16 protein-coding genes are annotated in these 18,981 nt (G+C 61.0%); 7 read left to right on the top strand and 9 right to left on the bottom strand.

The annotated features are described in order from the left end of the window. Positions 1-129: 129 nt before the first annotated feature. A complete protein-coding gene (mscL, locus tag ABJN75_RS03280) occupies positions 130-546 on the bottom strand; it encodes a large conductance mechanosensitive channel protein MscL (protein WP_348436809.1) in 417 nt (138 codons plus the stop codon). A gap of 235 nt (positions 547-781) precedes the next feature. On the opposite strand from mscL, the gene ABJN75_RS03285 reads away from it, so the two are divergent. Then, positions 782-4,282: a PAS domain-containing hybrid sensor histidine kinase/response regulator gene (locus tag ABJN75_RS03285; protein ID WP_348436811.1), complete on the top strand. Its 3,501-nt coding sequence runs from the start codon at positions 782-784 to the stop codon at positions 4,280-4,282. Positions 4,283-4,325: 43 nt separating this feature from the next. On the opposite strand, the gene ABJN75_RS03290 is transcribed toward ABJN75_RS03285, so the two are convergent. Together ABJN75_RS03290 and ABJN75_RS03295 are read right to left on the bottom strand one after the other, a co-directional pair. Next, on the bottom strand, positions 4,326-4,982 hold the full coding sequence (locus ABJN75_RS03290; protein WP_348436813.1) for a response regulator transcription factor: 657 nt from the start codon (positions 4,980-4,982) through the stop codon (positions 4,326-4,328). A gap of 197 nt (positions 4,983-5,179) precedes the next feature. After that, positions 5,180-5,623 (bottom strand): hypothetical protein, encoded by a 444-nt coding sequence (locus ABJN75_RS03295; protein WP_348436815.1) that lies wholly within the window; start codon positions 5,621-5,623, stop codon positions 5,180-5,182. Positions 5,624-5,747: 124 nt separating this feature from the next. Between ABJN75_RS03295 and ABJN75_RS03300 the strand changes: the two genes are divergently transcribed. Further along, a complete protein-coding gene (locus tag ABJN75_RS03300) occupies positions 5,748-6,095 on the top strand; it encodes a DUF952 domain-containing protein (RefSeq protein ID WP_348436817.1) in 348 nt (115 codons plus the stop codon). After that, positions 6,092-7,174, top strand: a complete 1,083-nt coding sequence (locus ABJN75_RS03305) for a quinone-dependent dihydroorotate dehydrogenase (RefSeq protein ID WP_348436819.1) — start codon at positions 6,092-6,094, stop codon at positions 7,172-7,174. The genes ABJN75_RS03300 and ABJN75_RS03305 overlap by 4 nt, the downstream gene beginning before the upstream one ends. Position 7,175: 1 nt before the next feature. On the opposite strand, the gene ABJN75_RS03310 is transcribed toward ABJN75_RS03305, so the two are convergent. Further along, on the bottom strand, positions 7,176-8,531 hold the full coding sequence (locus ABJN75_RS03310) for an MATE family efflux transporter (RefSeq protein ID WP_348436821.1): 1,356 nt from the start codon (positions 8,529-8,531) through the stop codon (positions 7,176-7,178). A gap of 120 nt (positions 8,532-8,651) precedes the next feature. Between ABJN75_RS03310 and ABJN75_RS03315 the strand changes: the two genes are divergently transcribed. Then, positions 8,652-9,557 carry a histone deacetylase gene (locus ABJN75_RS03315; RefSeq protein WP_348436911.1) on the top strand — a complete coding sequence of 302 codons (906 nt, stop codon included), beginning with the start codon at positions 8,652-8,654 and terminating at the stop codon, positions 9,555-9,557. A gap of 2 nt (positions 9,558-9,559) precedes the next feature. Here ABJN75_RS03315 and ABJN75_RS03320 read toward each other — a convergent pair whose 3' ends face one another. From ABJN75_RS03320 to ABJN75_RS03330, 3 genes are all read right to left on the bottom strand, one after another. Further along, a complete protein-coding gene (locus ABJN75_RS03320) occupies positions 9,560-9,826 on the bottom strand; it encodes a DUF6460 domain-containing protein (RefSeq protein WP_348436824.1) in 267 nt (88 codons plus the stop codon). A gap of 64 nt (positions 9,827-9,890) precedes the next feature. Then, on the bottom strand, positions 9,891-11,504 hold the full coding sequence (locus ABJN75_RS03325; protein WP_348436826.1) for a cisplatin damage response ATP-dependent DNA ligase: 1,614 nt from the start codon (positions 11,502-11,504) through the stop codon (positions 9,891-9,893). Positions 11,505-11,507: 3 nt separating this feature from the next. Beyond that, on the bottom strand, positions 11,508-12,524 hold the full coding sequence (locus ABJN75_RS03330; RefSeq protein ID WP_348436827.1) for a ligase-associated DNA damage response exonuclease: 1,017 nt from the start codon (positions 12,522-12,524) through the stop codon (positions 11,508-11,510). 98 nt (positions 12,525-12,622) lie between these two features. Between ABJN75_RS03330 and ABJN75_RS03335 the strand changes: the two genes are divergently transcribed. The 3 genes from ABJN75_RS03335 to pdeM all read left to right on the top strand — a co-directional run bounded on the left by ABJN75_RS03335 (position 12,623) and on the right by pdeM (position 16,994). Next, positions 12,623-13,654, top strand: coding sequence for a methyltransferase (locus tag ABJN75_RS03335; RefSeq protein ID WP_348436830.1), 1,032 nt, complete (start codon positions 12,623-12,625; stop codon positions 13,652-13,654). Between the two features lie 116 nt (positions 13,655-13,770). After that, entirely contained in the window at positions 13,771-16,263 is a 2,493-nt protein-coding gene (locus ABJN75_RS03340; protein ID WP_348436913.1) for a ligase-associated DNA damage response DEXH box helicase, read from the top strand. A gap of 11 nt (positions 16,264-16,274) precedes the next feature. Next, positions 16,275-16,994, top strand: coding sequence for a ligase-associated DNA damage response endonuclease PdeM (gene pdeM / locus ABJN75_RS03345; protein ID WP_348436832.1), 720 nt, complete (start codon positions 16,275-16,277; stop codon positions 16,992-16,994). A 45-nt stretch (positions 16,995-17,039) separates the two neighbouring features. On the opposite strand, the gene ABJN75_RS03350 is transcribed toward pdeM, so the two are convergent. Beyond that, positions 17,040-17,846 carry a TIGR02186 family protein gene (locus ABJN75_RS03350; RefSeq protein WP_348436834.1) on the bottom strand — a complete coding sequence of 269 codons (807 nt, stop codon included), beginning with the start codon at positions 17,844-17,846 and terminating at the stop codon, positions 17,040-17,042. After that, complete coding sequence (locus ABJN75_RS03355; protein WP_348436836.1) at positions 17,846-18,772, bottom strand: sulfite exporter TauE/SafE family protein; 927 nt, start codon at positions 18,770-18,772, stop codon at positions 17,846-17,848. The genes ABJN75_RS03350 and ABJN75_RS03355 overlap by 1 nt, the downstream gene beginning before the upstream one ends. Positions 18,773-18,981 lie beyond the last annotated feature (209 nt).

Consider the following 18,981-nt stretch of genomic DNA (forward strand, 5'->3'; position numbering starts at 1 on the left):
GCGTTATCAATCGATGGATTTTTCTGATGGAACAAGTCACCGAACAAGAAAGGCCCCGGCAGTGTCGCGCCGGGGCCATCTATTCATTCTCGTCATTCACCTGCGGTTGCGCAGGCCGGCGGTGACAGCTTACTGCTTCTTCAGCAGATCCCTGATATCCGTGAGCAAGGCAATGTCAGCAGGTGGTGCAGCAGGTGCAGCCGGGGCGACTTCTTCTTCCCTGCGCATCGAGTTGACTGCCTTGACCATCATGAAAATGATCCAGGCCAGGATCAGGAAATTGATCAGCACGGTCAGGAAATTGCCGTAAGCAAGCACGGCGCCCTGCTCCCTGGCTGCATCAAGTGTCGTTGCCGTCACACCGCTCGCAAGCGGGATGAAGAAATTGGAAAAATCGATGCCGCCGAAGATGGCGCCAACAATCGGCATGATGATGTCATCGACCAGCGATGAAACGATAAGACCGAATGCGCCACCGATGATGACACCCACGGCCAGGTCCATGACGTTGCCTTTGGCGATAAACGCCTTGAATTCGTTCAGCATATGCAATCACTCCGTTTGACGCGAATTGTCCCTTATGGAAAAAAAACCGTGTGATCCGCGCGTCTCGTCCGTTCGGTTTTAGGAGTTTCTAACACAGCTGTACCAGCAGGTAACCGGCAATTTTTTATTGCAAAAGGATCGGTTACGCCGGGTTTTCCTCAACCAAAGGCTGCCTTGTCTGGCTGCTTGAACGGTCTATGCTGCGGATTGGAGGATTGGTGGGGAGCGCGAACCAATGATGCCCGGCTGGCTGGTTTTTGGATCAGCCCTTTTTTATCTGCTGATGCTGTTCGCAATTGCGACCTATGGCGACCGCTCGGCACGTCAGCGGCGGCGGCGGACTGCGGGCCGTCCGATCATCTATTCGCTCAGCCTGGCGATTTACTGCACTTCATGGACCTATTTCGGTGGTGTCGGGCTGGCGGCATCGCGCGGACTGGAATTCACCGCAATCTATATCGGCCCTATCCTGATGTTCACGCTCGGTATGCCGATCCTGCGGCGTATCGTGAATTTGGCCAAGGCCGAAAAGCTCACATCAATCGCGGATTTCATGGCGGCGCGCTACGGCAAGAGCCCGCTGGTGGCCGCACTTGTCGCCCTGATCGCCGTCATCGGCACCATTCCCTACATCGCCCTGCAGCTCAAGGCAGTCTCCTCATCGGTGGCGGTGATGGTGGACGTTGAACAGTTGCACAGGGTCACCGAGACCTTCTTCCTGTCGGACATTTCCTTCTTCGTCACCCTGGTTCTCGCGGCTTTCGCGGCGATCTTCGGCACGCGCCATACCGATGCGACCGAACACCAGGACGGCCTGATTCTCGCCATCGCCATGGAATCGCTGGTCAAGCTGCTGGCCTTCACGCTGATCGGACTGTCGGTGATGTTCGTGATGTATGACGGTCCCTGGGATCTGCTTGCCGCGGCAACCGCGCAAGCCGACGTGATGGCGGCGCTGACCTACGAGACGCCGCCGTTGCGCTGGGGCCTGCTGATCGTGCTCTCGGCTTTCGCCATCATCCTGCTGCCGCGCCAGTTTCATGTGGCCGTGGTGGAGAACCGGACGCCTGGCGAGCTGCGGCTGGCCGGATGGCTGCTGCCGTTCTACCTCATCGCCATCAACATCTTCGTTCTGCCGGTGGCCATCGCCGGCGTTCTGCAGTTCGGGTCTGGCGGCGCAAGCGACCTTTTCGTGCTGGCCCTGCCGATGGCCAATGACATGCCGATCATTGCCCTGCTGACCTTTATCGGCGGCTTCTCGGCGGCAACCGCGATGGTCATCGTCGCCTCCGTGGCGGTGGCCATCATGGTGTCCAACGACATCATTGTTCCCGTGGTGCTCAGACGGCGCTCGCGGCGTGGCCAGAGCGGCGATTTTTCCGGGCTGATCCTGATCATCCGGCGCACTGCGATTGTCGCCATCCTGCTGCTGGGATTTGCCTATTACCGCGCCGCCGATATCAATGCGGGTCTGGCCTCCATCGGGCTTTTGTCATTTGCCGCGATCGCACAGCTGGCGCCGTCGTTTTTCGGCGGATTGATCTGGCGTCAGGCCAATGCGCGCGGCGCGATTGCCGGTCTGTCGAGCGGGATTGTCATCTGGGGTTATCTGCTGATGGTTCCGAGCCTGGGCGGGCCGGACAACAGCCATGTCGCCGCGGTAATCCTGGATTTCATCATTCCGGGCACTAACAGCTTTACCGGGCCCGGGTCGGATCCGTTGTTCAACGCGGTCGTACTCAGCCTGATCGCAAACTGCCTGCTTTATGTGCTCGGATCACTGTCGCGACGCCCCAAGTCCATCGAGCGGATTCAGGCCGCTATGTTCATTCCGGAGAGCCGGAGGCTGACCAATTCGGGCCGGAGCTGGAAGACCAAGGTAACCGTCGCGGACCTGAAGCAGACAATCAGCCGCTATCTCGGCCATGAGCGGACAGAACGATCGTTTCATTCGCACGAACGCGCCATTGGCCGCTGGATCAATGCCGACGACCCCGCCGACATGGGGTTGTTGCGGTTTGCCGAACAATTGCTGGGCAGCGCCATCGGATCGGCCTCGGCGCGACTGGTGTTGTCGCTGCTGTTCGAACGCGCCGATGACATACCCGGCGACACCGCCCGGCTTCTCGATGAAGCCTCCGAAGCGCTGCAATACAACCGCGATCTGCTGCAAACCGCGCTTGGGCAGATGAACCAGGGCATCACGGTTTTTGACAGCACCAACCGGCTAACGGTCTGGAACAAGCGATTCCGCTCCTTGCTGGAACTGCCCGAACAAGTGGGCCAGGTCGGATTTCCGCTGGAAAACATCATCTCGATGCTGATTGAACGCGGTGACATCAAGGCCGGCGAGGAACAGGACGTCGTCGATCGCTTTCTTGTCATGGATGCCGCGTTTTCGCTGACCATCGGGCCCGAAAAGAGGATCATCGAGATACGATCGAACCCGATGCCCGACAGCGGCATCGTGACAACCTATGCCGACATCACCGAGCGGGTCGCCGCCGACATGGCGCTCAAACAAGCCAACGAGACACTCGAACAAAGGGTCACCAAACGGACCGCCGAACTGACGCGGGTGAACCGCGAGCTGGAGAAGGCGCAACTGACGGCGGAAGAGGCGAATATCGGCAAGACACGGTTCCTGGCCGCAGCAGGGCATGACATCCTGCAGCCGCTCAACGCCGCCAGGCTTTATTCCTCGACGCTGGTGGAGCGGCTGGGCAATTCACCCGACCAGAAGCTGGTGCAGAACATCGATTCCTCGCTTGAATCGGTGGAGGCCATTCTCGGCGCGGTGCTGGATATCTCGCGGCTCGACACGGGCGCGATGAAACCGCAAGTGGCAAGCTTCCCGCTCAATGAGCTGTTGCAACGGGTGGTCACCGACTTCGCACCGGTGGCGCGGGAGAAAAATCTCCGGTTCACGGTGATGCCGACAAGCGTGTATGTGCGCTCCGATCCCAACCTGCTGCGCCGGCTGGTGCAGAATTTGGTGTCGAACGCGATCAAATACACCCGCGAAGGGCGGGTGCTGGTCGGTGTACGGCGCCGCGGCGACAAGGTACTCATCCAGGTCATCGACACCGGCATCGGAATTCCCTCGACCAAGTTCCGAACCGTATTCCGCGAATTCGCCCGGCTTGAGGAAGGCGCACGCACAGCCTCCGGACTGGGTTTGGGCCTGTCGATTGTCGATCGCATCGCCCGCGTTCTCAAGCATTCGGTCGATATTGCCTCACAGTCCGGAAAAGGCACCGAATTCCGGGTGGAGTTGCCGCTTGAAACCAATATCAAACGCATACAGGAACAACCCAAACGCGCCGGCGCTGATGGCGTGAACACCAATCTGAAGGGACTTCGGGTGCTCTGCATCGACAACGAGCCCAAGATTCTGGAAGGCATGGTGCTGCTGTTGAGCGGATGGGGCTGCGTGGTGCTTGCATGCGGTTCGTTCACGGAGAGCCTCAAGATTGCCGAAACCGAGGATGCACCCGACGCCATTTTCGCCGATTATCACCTCGACGACGGCACCGGACTCGAGACAATCGTCGCGCTTCGCAAATTGTGGAAAACGGATATCCCGGCCCTTCTGGTCACCGCCGACCGGTCCCCAGAGGTCCGCGCCGCCGCCGAAGCCGACCGCATCGCCATTCAGAACAAGCCGATCAAGCCAGCAGCCCTCAGGGCCTTCCTCAATCAGGTCACGGTCACCCGGCGCACCGCCGCGGAATAGAGCCACAGCGCTGCACTTCGGGCCGGACAGGCAGCATTACGGATCAATCGGTCTGGTTGAGGACTTCCGCACCAATCTTGGAAAGATGGATGACCGCCTGGGTGCGGCTGTCCACGCCGAGCTTTTGCAGCACCGCCGACACATGCGCCTTGATGGTGGCCTCGGACACGCCGAGCTCATAGGCAATCTGCTTGTTGAGCAGGCCTTCGGCCAGCATCCCGAGCACCCGGCCCTGTTGCGGCGTCAGGGTTTGAATGCGGGCAATCAGGCTTGCGATTTCCGGGTCGTGCTCTGATCCGAGATCGACGTCGGGCGGGGTCCAGATACCGCCATCAAGCACCGTGCGCACGCCCTGGCGGATCTCGTCGATGCTGGCGGATTTGGAGATGAACCCGGATGCGCCCAGTTCGAGCGCTCGCCGCATGGTTGGCGGATCGTCGGAGGCCGACACCACCACAACCGGCAGGCTGGAAAATTCCGCGCGGAAAGCAATCAGCCCGGACAACCCCGAGACCCCGGGCATGGTCAAATCCAGAAGGATCAGATCAGCCTCGGGGTGAGCCCCGGCTTTCTTGCGGGCGCCCTCAAGATCGCCGGCTTCGAGAATCTCAATACTGTCGCCGATCCCCTCCAGGGCCTGGCGCATCGCCCCCCGAAACAATGGATGATCGTCGGCTATGATGAATGTCAATGGCGCCATGCGCTCCCCCCTCCCGACCGCGTTGCCGCGGCGAACCCGGTCAAAGACGCGGATTGTGAAAAACACTCTAGCGGCGCGCCATGCATTCGCGCAAGTGTGACAGACGGATGACGGACCAGAGAGCACTCCGGGCTTTTCCCGGAGCTGGAATCGGCAGGATCGGGCAGAGTGCCGCAGGCGGTCGGGTGAACCCGGTTTCAGGTCCGGTCGGGGATCGGCTCTGACGGGATTTTCGGTTTGTCTTCAAAATCCCTTTGCAACTCTTCAACCATCCCGAAAAAGCGGCGCATCACTTTTTCCATGGCGCCAAGAGCCCGATCCAGTTCGGCTTCGTCGGGAATTTCGGATGTGCCGGCGGACGGAGCCATGGCATCAAGACGTTGCTCCAGTTCGCTGACGCGGGCTGAAAGATCTGTCAGGGTTTGCTCGAAAGCGCGGCGTTCGTCTGCGGCCAGTCTGCACACCAGTTGATCTGCCTTTTCGGAGCAAATCGACATCTCGCCGGTCAGCGTGTCCATGCGGACAAAGCCGTTTTCCGTCTTTTCCATGGTGAAACGGTTTGCTATCGGCTCTTGCGAGAAGGCCTGAGCGGATATCAGCAGCGCCAAAGCGGGGACACACAGCATTGCAAAACGGGTCATGACGGTACACTCCTGTTTAGCCTGTCATGGCACGCAATAACGACAGAATCGAGAACAGTTCCCGAAAGTCGCGCCCAAAAGCGTTTTTCAGGGGCATCGCAACAGACAAGCGAGACATTCAGCCATGCATGCGACAATCTACAAGATCACACCGGATGCGCTCTGGCGCACTGCAGAAACCAAAGGCCGCTTTACCGGCGCGCCGGTGGACCTGGCCGACGGCTTCATTCATTTCTCAACCCGCGACCAGGCGATAGAAACAGCCAAACGCCATTTCAGCGGACAGACCGACCTGCTGCTGGTTGCCGTCGACGCCAGCGCTCTGGGCGAGAATCTGGTCTTCGAGACCTCGCGCGGCGGCGCCCTGTTTCCCCATCTCTACGCGGACATGCCGCTGTCGGCGGTCAAATGGGTCAAGCCGCTGCCGCTCGGACCGGACGGACAGCATGCGTTTCCGGACATGGAGCCATGAGCAGCCTTTTCGACAGTGTTGCCCGCAAAGCCCTGTTCACGCTTGATCCGGAAACCGCGCACGGACTTTCAATCTCGGCCCTGAAGAGCGGGATGGTGCCCGGATGCGGGGCCGTTCGCGATCCGCGTCTGGCGGTGAACGTTGCCGGCCTCGCATTTCCCAATCCGCTCGGCATGGCGGCGGGGTATGACAAGAATGCCGAAGTTCCGTCGCAACTGGCACGTCTGGGGTTCGGCTTTGTCGAAGTCGGTACACTGACCCCCAAACCGCAAGCGGGCAATCCCAGGCCGAGGATCTTCCGTCTGGTGAAGGATCATGCCGTGATCAACCGGCTGGGGTTCAACAACCAGGGCCATGCCGAAGCCCATGCCCGGATTTCCGGGCGGCGGCGCGAGGGTATTCTCGGGATCAATATCGGCGCCAACAAGGATAGCAGCGATCGTGCGGGTGATTATGTCGCCGGCATCTCCTGTTTTGCCGATGTGGCGGACTATTTCACCGTCAACATCTCCTCGCCGAACACTCCGGGACTGCGCAACCTGCAGTCCCGTGCGGCGCTGTCGGACCTCCTGAGCCGGGTGTTAGCCGAGCGCGACGCGAAGGCCAGACGGATTCCGGTTTTTCTCAAGATCGCGCCGGATCTGAGCGAACCCGACCTTGACGACATCGCCGCGGAATGCCTGGCGCAGAAACTCGACGGGGTCATCGTGTCCAACACGACGCTGTCGCGCACCGGGCTCTCCGCCGATCCGAAGACAGGCGAAGCCGGCGGGCTCTCCGGACGACCGGTCTTCACGCGCTCGACGATCGTGCTCGCCAAGATGCGGCAACGGATTGGCGCGGACATGCCGCTGATCGGCGCCGGCGGTATCGACAGTGCGGAGACGGCTGCGGAGAAGATGCGCGCGGGCGCTGATCTTGTTCAGCTCTACACCGGGTTCATCTATGGCGGACCGTTGCTGCCCGAACGGATCCTGCGGGGTCTGGCGCTGATTTGCGACCGCGAAACCCTGGCGCGGCTTTCTAACCTGCGTGATTTAAAAACCTCGCATTACGCCGCGATGGCCATTCCGGAGTAGGTCAGGCGGCGCCGAAGGCCCGGTCCATGCGGCGCGGCAGGATTGCCAGCAGTGTAAATCCTCGGGCAGCCAGAAACACATTCAGGGAGATCCAGAGCCCCTGATTGCCGAGGACTTCCGTCAGCGCGAGCGACAGGATGATGAACAAGGCGAGCGAGAGCAGCATCATGTTGCGCATGTCGCGCGACCATGTGGCGCCGATATAGACGCCATCCATTTCGAAGGCGAGCACACCCGCAAGCGCGGTCAGCGCCGCCCAGAACAAATATGTGCCTGCCTCCTGGCGTACGGATTGAAGCGTCGTCATCCATTCAACCACCGTTGCCCCGAACAGCAGGAAGAACACCGTGGTGAAACCCGCGAGTGCGAATCCCCAGACAAGGGTCAGCTTCACCGCCTTGGCGAAGGCCGGTCTGTTGCGCGCGCCGATCGCACGTCCGGCAATCTGCTCGGCGGCTGTGGCGAAGCCATCGAGATAGTAGCCCGCGACCATGAAGAAATTCATCAGGATGGCGTTGGCCGCCAGTGTGGTTTCGCCGAACCCCGCACCCATGCGGGTGAACCAGGCGAAGGCCGCGACAAGCGCAAACGAGCGGATCATGATGTCGCCGTTGAGCGCCATCAGTTTCATGATCGAAGACCTGTCGATGATCCGGTGCCAGGACGGGCTGTCGTGGCGGTCAAATCTGTGATGGATGATCCAGAAGCCAACCGCGCAACCTGTGATCTCGGCCATCACCGTGGCTGCGGCAACGCCCTTGAGGCCGAAGTCGAGGCCCAGCCCGAGCCAGATCGACAGCACGATATTGGTGCCGTTGATGATCGTTTGCAGGAACAGGCCGGTTCCGCCCATGCCACGCCCGAGCACGTAGCCAAGGATGGCGTAATTGGCGAGTGCCGCGGGCGCCGACAGCGCCCGGATGACGAGATAGGTCGAGGCGGCGGCGGCGACTTCACCCTCGGCCCCCAGCAAGGGCAGACCAACCGTCAGCAACAGTGGCGTGGCGGCAATGATGGCCAAACCCGCGGCAACCGAAATCATCAGCGATCGCCAGAAGACCGCCTGCTCTTCGGTTGGATCGCCCCGGCCCATGGCTTGCGCAACAAGGCCTGTGGTCGAAGAGCGCAGGAAATTGAAGGTGGTGAACACGAGATCAAACAGGATCGCGGCCATTGCCAGCCCGCCGATCAGCGCCGCATCGCCCAGCCGCCCGACGACTGCGGTGTCGACCAGCCCGAGAAGCGGTGTGGTGAGGAACGCCAGCGTCATCGGCACCGCAATGGCAAGCACCATGCGGTTGTTGACCTCAAAGGCTCTGATTTTCGGAGCCTCGGTCTGCGCGTCTTGAAGCTGCATGCAAATGTCCGCTTGCTGGAAATGATTCGGACTCAAATCGAGGAGAAAATAGACCGGGGGGAGCAGAAAGCCTATCGGGAGATATGGACGAATTCGCAACCGTGGGCCACAACACGGGTGATGCCGCACTTGCCGATTGTCCATGCTCCAGCCTATGACGCCGGATTTGCTCCGGGCCACCGGTTTCCCATGGGAAAATACACGCGGCTGATGGAATTGATCGAAGAAACCGGTCTTGGCTCCATGGCGAGGTTTCATAGGCCGGCGCCTGCGGCGGCTGCATGGCTGGAACTGGCGCATCACCGGCTCTATGTGGATCAGGTGCTGGCCTGCAATGTGCCCGCGCTCATCGAACGCGAGATCGGCTTTCAGGTCGATGAACGGGTGAGCCTGCGCGCCAGGCTGGCGACGGCAGGTACAGTCATGGCCGCGCGGCTGGCGCTCGCCGAAGGCATTGCCTGCAACACCGCCGGTGGCAGCCACCATGCGCGGCGTGCGCAAGGTGCCGGATTCTGCACCTTCAACGATGTCGCGGTGGCTGCACAGCTGCTTCTCGCCGATGGCGAAGCCGGTCGGGTGCTGGTGCTCGATCTTGATGTGCATCAGGGCGATGGCACTGCCGAAATCTGCAATGGCATCGAGGCGATCCGCACCGTTTCAATGCATGGAGAGAAAAACTACCCGGTGCGCAAACAGATCTCGACGATCGATGTCGCCCTGCCCGATAATCTGCGTGACGAGGCCTATCTGGAGACGCTTGACTGGCTGTTGCCGCGAACGGTTGAAGGCTTCGTGCCGGATCTGGTTTTCTACAATGCCGGGGTCGACCCGCATGAAGAAGACCGGCTTGGTCGATTGTCGCTAACCGACCAGGGCTTGAGGGACAGGGACCGAAAGGTGTTTTCGTTCTTCCGTGAGCGCGGCATTGCAATCGCATCGGTGCTTGGCGGCGGCTACAGCCACGACATCGACGCAATTGCCCGGCGGCATCTGCTGACCTTCGAGGCGGCGCTGGAATTCGTCTGAGACTATTTGCGCAGGCTGAACAGCCGGATGATGATGAAGACCGGGATCACCACGCCGGCGCCAAGCGCAAGATATCCGCCGAAGCGACCGAGTGCGGCAAAACCGGTTTCCCAGAGATTGACCAGAAAATCCCGGACGATGAACAGGATGTCGACCGGGTACCAGTTGAAGGCGGCCATGACCACACCGACGACAAAGGATGCGACAAGCAGTTTGAGCGCGGTGCGACCGGGTGTGTCGCCCAGAAAACGTGTCAGACCATTGCTCATGCCGGCGATTCCCAGTTTGCGTTCCGCTTTCACTTAATCATGACAGCCTCGCCGGACAAGCCTGTTACCGCGGCGCGTCGATCATTGCCTCAAGCGTTTCAAGCCGGTCAGCCTCGCCGGGCGGCTTGTCCCAGCGCAACCGGCTGATGCGCGGGAACCGCATGGCGACGCCGGATTTGTGCCGGTTTGAGCGATTTATCCCTTCAAAGGCCACCTCGAACACCAGCCCTTTGTCCGGTCCGGCGCGGACCGAACGCACGGGACCGAAGCGCTCGATCGTGTTTTCGCGGACATATTTGTCGATCTGCAGGAGTTCCTCGTCGGTGAAGCCGAAATAGGCCTTGCCGACGGGCACAAGTTCGCCGGGCTCGCGCCAGACCCCGAAGGTGTAGTCGGAATAATAGCCCGAGCGCTTGCCGTGGCCGCGCTGGGCATACATCAGCACCGCATCGACGAGAAACGGATCGCGCTTCCATTTGTACCACTCCCCCTTCGGTCGGCCCGGCAGATAGGGCGAAGCCTTGCGCTTGATCATCACCCCCTCGATCACCGCGAAAGGCGGATTGGCGCGCAGTTCGGCAAGTTCATCCCAGGTTTTGAATTGCAGCAATTGCGAGCAATCGAAGCGCATCGGATCAAGCCCCGAGACAAAAGCCTCGAGCCGTGCGCGGCGTTCGAGGAAGGGTCGAGCACGCAGATCCTCCGGACCGTCCTGCAGCACATCATAGGCGCGGAAGAACGCCGGGTGGTCGCGCAGCTGTTTGGCGCTCACCGTCTTGCGATTGAGACGCTGCTGCAGATCGGAGAAACTGCCGGTTTCGACACCCTCCCCGTTTGGACGCGCGACCAGCAATTCGCCGTCGAGCGCGCCTTCAAAGGCAATAGCGTCGACCAGATCGGGAAATGTTGCGGAGATATCGTCCCCGGTCCGCGTATAGAGCCGGCTGACACCGCGCTCGGATGTCGCCTGCACGCGAATGCCGTCCCATTTCCATTCGGCCGTGAAGTTAGCCGGATCAAGCTTGTCAAAATCACCCGGGTCGATGGCGTGTGACAACATCGCAGGTCGGAACGGGGCAGCTGCCGCATTGACCGGTTTGGCACCAACTCCTTCCAGCCAAGCGAAAAGGTCCTGATAAGGTGGCGTCAGCCCGTGCCAGAGCTCCTCGATCTCATTGACATCACCCCCTCCGAACCCGGCCAGCGCCTGCTTTAGCAAACGGCTGGACAATCCCATGCGGAAACCGCCGGTGACCAGTTTCAAAAGCGCGTAGCGGCCCTTCGGGTCAAGCCGGTCGAGCCAGCCCTCGATGAGGTTTGGACCTTCCCTGCGCGACGATGCCTGCAACGTCTCGACCACCTCGGCCAGACCCGGAGCGTCGTTACGTCCGGCCACAGCCTTTTGCTTTGACGGCCAGGCAAGCGCGATGGTTTCGGCCAGATCGCCGACATAATCATAGGAATAGCCGAACAGTTCGGGATCCATGCGGGTGGAGATCAGTTCGCGCATCTGTGCCGGCTTGACCGAAGGAATGGCGAGGTCGCGGGCAAGTGCCGCCAGCGCATAACCGCGCTCCGGATCGGGTACGGTGCGAAAATAATCCTGCAGCAGCGCGAGTTTGGCATTGCGCGACGGCGTGAACGCCAGCATGTCGAGAAGATCGGCGAAGCGGTTCACGGTTCAATCACCCTCATCTTCGTAGCCGACCAGATGCAGCGGCTTTGCCGGAATGCCCTGCAATTCGCACCAGCGCACCAGCGCTTCCTCGCGGCCATGGGTCACCCAGACTTCGCCGGGGGAAACGGCCTGGATTGTTTCGGCCAGTTCGTCCCAGTCGGCATGATCGGAAATCACCAGCGGCAGCTCAACGCCGCGCTGACGAGCCCGCGCCCGCACCTGCATCCAGCCGGAAGCGAAGCTGACCAGCGGATCAGGAAAACGCCGCGCCCATTTGTCGCCGAAGGCTGAAGGCGGGCCGAGCACGATGGCGCCGGCAAAATCCCCCTTGCCACTCGCTTCCACCGTGGCCGGTCGCAGATCGCCGAGTGCGATGCCCTGGCTTTGGTAATAGTCACAAAGTTTTTCAAGCGCACCGTGAATGAACAGCGGCTTGTCGTATCCGGCATCGCGGATCAGACGGATCACCCGTTGCGCCTTGCCCAGCGAATAGACCCCGACCAGATGCGCCCGATCCGGATTGCGGTTGACCGAGCGCAACAGGCGCTGAATTTCAACTGCAGCATCAGGATGACGAAACACCGGCAAGGCAAAGGTGGCCTCGGTGATGAAGACATCGCAAGCCACCGGCTCGAAGGTGGCACAGGTCGGATCCGGCCTCGGTTTGTAATCGCCCGAAGCGACAATGCGCAGCCCGTCCTTCTCGACCGCGATCTGGGCTGATCCAAGCACATGGCCTGCCGGATGGAACCGCACAGTCACATCCCTGATGCGGATCGCTTCGCCCAGACCTGCGGACTGGGTGGTAGTCGCATGGTCCGCGCCGTAGCGGATCGCCATGATGTCGAGTGTCTCGGGCGTGGCCAGCACATGACCATGACCGGCGCGGGCGTGGTCAGCATGGCCATGGGTGATCAGCGCCCGGTCGACGCCGCGCACCGGATCGATGTAGAAATCGCCCGGCGGACAATAAAGCCCCTCGCGGCGGGGAATGAGCAGTTGTTCCGGTTTGAGCGTCATCCCATCAAGTTAGGGCGGCAACAGGCCAAGCGAAAGGGCTTGCGTTTTCCAGCGCTCGGCAGCATAGGCTGAACGGCAATTCCGCATCCGGTTCCTACATGACATCCTACCAGCTTTCCTCGGGCGATCTGACTGCTGATCGCCGCGCCCATTATGCTTTGCAGTATGCAGAGGGCGGTGATCTGTGCGCAGCCATCGACCTGCAGACGCAGGCGCTGGAACTCGCCCACAGCTGGGCGGCGGGCTGGCACCAGCTCGCGCGGTTCCGCGAAAAGGCCGGCGACTTGACCGGCGCGGCTGAAGCCTGGCGCACGGTGCTGGCGTTGTCACCGGTGGACATATTCGGCGCGGGCCTGAAACTGTCACTGACCGGGCAGGCCGAAACGCCGCCGGTTCCGCCGGCTGAATATGTCGAGGCGCTGTTCGACGGCTATTCGGATCGCTTCGACACCGCCCTGGTGAACAATCTGGGCTACTGCGTGCCGCAACGGCTGATGGCGCTGCTGAGCGAGGTCGCGGGCGCCGGCACCCACTTCGCCAAGGTAATCGACCTCGGCTGCGGCACCGGATTGTTCGGCGAGCGAATCCGGCTCAAGACCTCCTGGCTTGACGGCTATGATCTGTCGCAGGGCATGCTGGCGAAGGCCGCTGAAAAAGGTGTCTACGATCATCTCGGGCAAGCGGATATCGGCTTCGGTTTCCAGCCGGACGGACCTGCCTTTGAGGTCAAGGCCGACCTGGTGGCTGCCTCGGATGTGTTTGCCTATTTCGGTGATCTGGACGGCGTCATCGGCATTGCCTCGGATCTGGTCAGACCCGACGGACTGCTGGCTTTTTCCTGCGAAGCGGGACGCGAGGGAGCCGACTGGCTGCTGCAGACCTCGTTGCGCTACAGCCATGGCGAAGCCTATTTGCGCAATCTCCTGGACCGGCACGGCCTGATCGTCGAACGGCTGGAGCGCGAACCAATCCGCCGCGATGGCGCGGAGACGATCGAGGGCTATCTGATCATCGCCCGCAGACAACCCCAACAGAGGCCATTTGCCGGCATCTTGCCGGAGATGATCGCCGGCTCTGAAGAGTCGGCTGACTTGACGGATCAATTGTCAGTGTTGATCAGTCCTTTCTGACGGGATCAGACATCTGGCAACCGCGACCGGTGCAGTTCGGCTTGGAGTGGCCGCATTGATGCACTACATTGAACGCCGTGATAGCCGATTCCGCACCAGTCACCGACACCACCGGTTTGCAACTGTCCGAGCCGTTTCGCGGTTGGTTCACCAGTCGTGGATGGCAGCCGCGCGCGCATCAGCTGGAACTGCTGGCCGAAACCGCCAAAGGGCGATCGATGCTGCTGATCGCACCCACCGGGGCCGGCAAGACGCTGGCCGGTTTCCTGCCGAGCCTGACCGAGCTGACCGCGCGCGGCAAACCCAAACCCGGTGCCGCCGGGTTCAGATCGCTGCACACGCTCTACGTCTCGCCGCTGAAGGCGCTGGCGGTGGACATCGAGCGCAATCTTGCACGCCCGGTCGAGGAGATGGGTCTGCCGGTGCGGATCGAGACCCGGACCGGCGACACGCCGCAATCCAAACGCGCCCGGCAGCGCAGCGATCCACCCGACATTCTGCTGACCACGCCGGAGCAGGTGTCGTTGCTGATTGCCAATCAGCACGCCGAACGGCTGTTTTCCGGCTTGCGCTATGTGATCTTCGACGAGCTGCACTCGCTGATTGCCTCAAAGCGCGGTCATTTGCTGTCTCTGGCGCTGGCGCGGCTGCGCAAGCTCGCTCCGGGCCTGCGCACCATCGGACTGTCCGCGACGGTTGCCGATCCTGAAGAGCTGCAGCGCTGGCTGGTGCCGCAATCGCCTCTCACTGATGCGCTTTCCGGACGGATCACGGTGGCCGGCGGCGCCAGTCCGGTGATCACCATTCTCGAGAGCGCCGAGCGCATACCCTGGTCAGGGCATTCGGCGCGCTACGCCATCCCCGACATCTACCAGACCATCAAGGATCATCGGACCACACTGATTTTCGTCAACACGCGCAGCCAGGCCGAATTGCTGTTCCAGGAGCTATGGCGGATCAATGACGACAGCCTGCCGATTGCGCTGCATCACGGGTCGCTGGACGCGGCGCAACGGCGGCGGGTGGAAGCCGCCATGGGTCGCAACGAACTGCGCGCCGTGGTCGCCACCTCGACGCTGGATCTGGGGATTGACTGGGGTGATGTCGATCTGGTCGTGCATGTCGGCGCGCCCAAGGGCGCAAGCCGGCTGGCGCAGCGCATCGGCCGCGCCAATCACCGCATGGACGAGCCAAGCCGGGCGATCCTGACACCGGCCAACCGGTTTGAAGTGCTTGAATGCCAGGCCGCGATCGATGCCAATTATGTCGGCGCGCAGGACACGCCATCGGGCGGCGATGGTGGGCTGGATGTGTTGGCCCAACATGTACTCGGGATGGCAGCGGCTGCGCCTTTCGATGCGGATGAGCTTTTTGCAGAGGTCACCAGTGCCGCGCCCTATGCCTGGCTTGACCGCGACACTTTCGGCAAGGTCATCGATTTCGTCGCCACCGGCGGCTATGCGCTGAAAAGCTATGACCGGTATGCCCGTATCCGCAAACGTGCTGATGGTTTGTGGCGGATCTCGAACCCGCAGGTGGCGCAACAATACCGGCTCAATATCGGCACCATCATCGAGGCGCCGATGCTCAATGTGCGGATGATCAGCCGCAAAAACGGCACGCTGTCGGGACGTGGGGGGCCGGCGCTGGGCAAGGTCGAGGAGTATTTTCTCGAAACCCTCGCACCGGGGGATACGTTCCTGTTTTCGGGAAAAATTCTCAGATTTGAAGGAATCCGGGAAAACGAATGCCTGGTGTCGAAAGCCTGGGATCAGGATCCCAAGGTGCCGGCCTATGCCGGCGGCAAGTTTCCGCTGTCGACCTATCTGGCAGAGATCGTCCGCGCCATGATCGCGGATCCGGGCAAATGGGGCGCCCTGCCCGATCAGGTGTCGGACTGGCTGCGGATGCAACAGCAGGTCTCGCAACTGCCGGCAGAAGACAGTCTGCTGATCGAGACCTTTCCAAGAGCCGAACGGCACTACATGGTATTTTATCCCTTTGAAGGCCGCGTTGCGCACCAGACGCTCGGCATGCTGCTGACCCGGCGGCTCGAACGATTGGGCGCCCAGCCGCTCGGCTTTGTGGCAACAGATTATTCGCTTGCGGTCTGGGCGCTCGAGGACATGGGCGCAATGATCTCGGACAGGCGTCTCGATCTCGGCCAGCTGTTTGACGAAGACATGCTGGGCGACGATCTTGATGCCTGGCTGAACGAATCCTGGCTGCTCAAGCGCACGTTTCGCGCCTGTGCGGTGATCTCCGGCCTGATTGAGCGGCGGCATCCGGGCAAGGAGAAGTCGGGCCGGCAAGTCACGGTGTCGGCCGATCTGATCTATGACGTGCTGCGTAGCCACGAACCGGACCATATCCTGCTCCGCGCGACCCGGGCTGACGCGGCGCAAGGGCTTTTGGATATTCAGCGGCTCGGCGCTATGCTCAAGCGAATCAAGGGCCATATAAGGCACCGGGCGCTTGAGCACATCTCGCCGCTGGCTGTTCCGATCATGCTGGAAATCGGTCGTGAGCCGGTTGCTGGCGAGGCGCATGAGAGCATTTTGGCCGAGGCGGCGGAAAATCTGCTTGCCGAAGCGCGAAACCTGACTTGAACGGAGCACCGATGCACGCAGCCACCGCGGCGCTCAAAGCCGATGCCGGACCATCGGTTGTCGAGATCGATGTCAACGGGACCCTTGTGCTGTGTGACCGCGTCGGAGTGCTTTGGCTGCCGGCAAGCCGCGCACTGGTGGTCTCAGACCTGCATCTGGAGAAAGGAGCAGCCTTCGCACGGCGCGGCATGCTGTTGCCGCCCTATGACACTGCCGCGACACTCATCCGCCTTGGCGGGGCGATCGCCCGCTATGACCCGCGACTGGTCATCTGTCTGGGCGACAGTTTTCACGACCGCGGCGGATCAGAGTATCTGCCTGATCCGTACAGGCAGGATTTGCGGGCCTTGCAGCGGGGCCGGGACTGGGCCTGGATCGAGGGCAATCATGATCCTGAAAAACCGGTGGGGCTGGACGGTGCCTGGTACAGCGAACTCCATCTTGAAACCCTGGTGTTCCGGCATGAACCGCAGCGTGGCGCCGCCGACGGCGAAATCGCCGGACACCTGCATCCGGCAGCGCGCGTGGTGCGACGCGGCAAGGGCGTGCGCAGGCCCTGTTTCGCCAGTGACGGCAAACGGGTGGTGATGCCTGCCTTCGGCTCGACCACCGGGGGGCTTGAGTTGCGCCATCCCGCCATGCGCGGATTGTTCGAGCAAAGTGCACTCATTGCCCATCTGCTGGGCAGCAAACGGATCTATTCCGTTGCGTTCAATCGCATGAACGGTTGAACCGCCGGCTTTGAATGCGGGGTTCGTTTGCGCGCGCCCGTCGGCTCAGTCCTTGCGGAAGATCACGCTTGCAAGCCACCCCGTTACGGTCGCCAGAAAAACGGCGAAGACGCCGTAGGCCAGTCCGTAGAGATGCGCGAAATTGTAGATGAACTGCTCGAGGCCGGTTTTGACCACCCGGAGCGGAATCACCTTTTCCATGACAAACTGGTTGTTCTTGTACAGAACCGCGCGGACCGTGTGGACGCCGACGGGGATGTTGGCTGGAAGTCGCACCGAGGCGCGGAACAGGGATTTGGAAATGAAGCGAACGCCGGTCGGATCGCGCTGATAAAGTCCGGAAGTCTGTTTGATCCGGCGCAACGCATCGCGGAATTCGCTAACACGGGATCCATCTCCGATGCCGCCGGTTGGAACCAGGCGAATGTTGTTGATGCCGATATAGCGTGACCCAAGTTCCATCGTACTGGCCACGTTGGCCAGAGGCCGTGTGCTCGACATCGAATAGGACGCCGGGATTGGTTCGAAACTTATCGAATGCCGGTTGATCCAGATCCCCGCCACTCGTTCCTTGCGGCGTACGGTGGTGGCTTTGCGCGGTCCTTCAAGCGCCACCACGACATCATAGGCCCAGGTGGAAAGCAGCAATTCATCGGCGCCGTCGATTGCGCCGAACACGGTGATGTCGGCGCCGGAAAAATCCGAGGAGATGGCGATCTCGTTGGTGGAGATGCCAATATCGATCCGCTCGGAAAATTTGTCGTTGATCGTGACAGTCGGATCGGCGAGCTGGGCCGCTGCCGGCAAGCACAGGAACAGGGAAACTGCAATCGATAGAGCCGCGGAGCGCATCAGAAACCTATGCTCCCGCTGACAACGGAGTATATTTCATCGGGCGGCAACACCAGGCCCAGTCCAAGACGGATACCGACACCCAGCACAAGCAGCGCAAGGCCGGCGCGCAATTGCTCTCCGCGCATTTTCTGACCTACCCGGACGCCGTATTGCGCGCCGATGACGCCGGCAGTCATCAACAGCCAGGCCAGCACGATATCAACAGAGTAGTTGGTCGCCGCCTGCACGATTGTGGTGAAGGCGGTTACGAATATGATCTGAAAAAGCGATGTGCCGATCACGACATTGGTCGGAATACGCAACAGATAGATCATCGCCGGCACCATGATAAAGCCGCCGCCGACACCCATGACAGACGTCAGGATGCCAATCAAAAACCCGAGCAGGATCACCGGTATGACGCTGAGATAGAGCTTTGAACGCTTGAACCGCATTTTGAACGGCAGCCGGTGGACCCAGTTGTGCTGTCCTGGCTTGCGCATCGACACCGGCTGGTTTTTGGCGGCGCGGCGCAGCGAGATGACGCTTTCCCACAACATCAGTCCACCGATCGAACCCAGGAACACCACGTAGAGCAGCGAGATGATCAGATCGAGCTGACCAAGCCGGCGCAGCATCGAGAAGATCTGGATGCCCACGGTGGCGCCGGCCAGACCGCCGACCAGAAGCACAAGCCCGAGTTTGATATCAAGCGTTCCCCGGCGGAAATGAGACAGCGCACCTGAAATCGACGACGCCACAACCTGATTGGCGCCGGTGGCGACAGCCACGACGGGCGGTATGTTGTAGAAAATCAACAACGGTGTAATGAGAAACCCGCCGCCAACACCGAACATGCCGGACAAGAAACCCACAGCCGCGCCCATCCCGAGGATGACGAAGATATTGACCGACAATTCAGCGATCGGCAGGTAAATTGTCACCTTGCGCTCCCGGACGTCAAAGGCTGGGAAAAAGGGTTAAGCCAGGCAACGCCTGATACATTCGTATTGCGCGTTTCGACCGCTCAAGTCAAATCGGAATGGTCAGTATCGCGTTGAAACGGAAGCTTTTTGCGGATCTTTTCCTGGCCGCTGACAAAGATCGCTGGCCGCGGCAGAGCAGATCCCTCGTTGTGAAATCTCCAGCCGCG

It is taken from the genome of Hoeflea sp., from assembly GCF_039975035.1.
Taxonomy (GTDB): Bacteria; Pseudomonadota; Alphaproteobacteria; order Rhizobiales; family Rhizobiaceae; genus Hoeflea.

Coding starts and splice junctions, on each gene's coding strand:
- mscL (WP_348436809.1), bottom strand. CDS start 546: ATGCTGAACGAATTCAAGGCGTTTATCGCCAAAGGCAACGTCATGGAC.
- ABJN75_RS03285 (WP_348436811.1), top strand. CDS start 782: ATGATGCCCGGCTGGCTGGTTTTTGGATCAGCCCTTTTTTATCTGCTG.
- ABJN75_RS03290 (WP_348436813.1), bottom strand. CDS start 4,982: ATGGCGCCATTGACATTCATCATAGCCGACGATCATCCATTGTTTCGG.
- ABJN75_RS03295 (WP_348436815.1), bottom strand. CDS start 5,623: ATGACCCGTTTTGCAATGCTGTGTGTCCCCGCTTTGGCGCTGCTGATA.
- ABJN75_RS03300 (WP_348436817.1), top strand. CDS start 5,748: ATGCATGCGACAATCTACAAGATCACACCGGATGCGCTCTGGCGCACT.
- ABJN75_RS03305 (WP_348436819.1), top strand. CDS start 6,092: ATGAGCAGCCTTTTCGACAGTGTTGCCCGCAAAGCCCTGTTCACGCTT.
- ABJN75_RS03310 (WP_348436821.1), bottom strand. CDS start 8,531: ATGCAGCTTCAAGACGCGCAGACCGAGGCTCCGAAAATCAGAGCCTTT.
- ABJN75_RS03315 (WP_348436911.1), top strand. CDS start 8,652: ATGCCGCACTTGCCGATTGTCCATGCTCCAGCCTATGACGCCGGATTT.
- ABJN75_RS03320 (WP_348436824.1), bottom strand. CDS start 9,826: ATGAGCAATGGTCTGACACGTTTTCTGGGCGACACACCCGGTCGCACC.
- ABJN75_RS03330 (WP_348436827.1), bottom strand. CDS start 12,524: ATGACGCTCAAACCGGAACAACTGCTCATTCCCCGCCGCGAGGGGCTT.
- ABJN75_RS03335 (WP_348436830.1), top strand. CDS start 12,623: ATGACATCCTACCAGCTTTCCTCGGGCGATCTGACTGCTGATCGCCGC.
- pdeM (WP_348436832.1), top strand. CDS start 16,275: ATGCACGCAGCCACCGCGGCGCTCAAAGCCGATGCCGGACCATCGGTT.
- ABJN75_RS03350 (WP_348436834.1), bottom strand. CDS start 17,846: ATGCGCTCCGCGGCTCTATCGATTGCAGTTTCCCTGTTCCTGTGCTTG.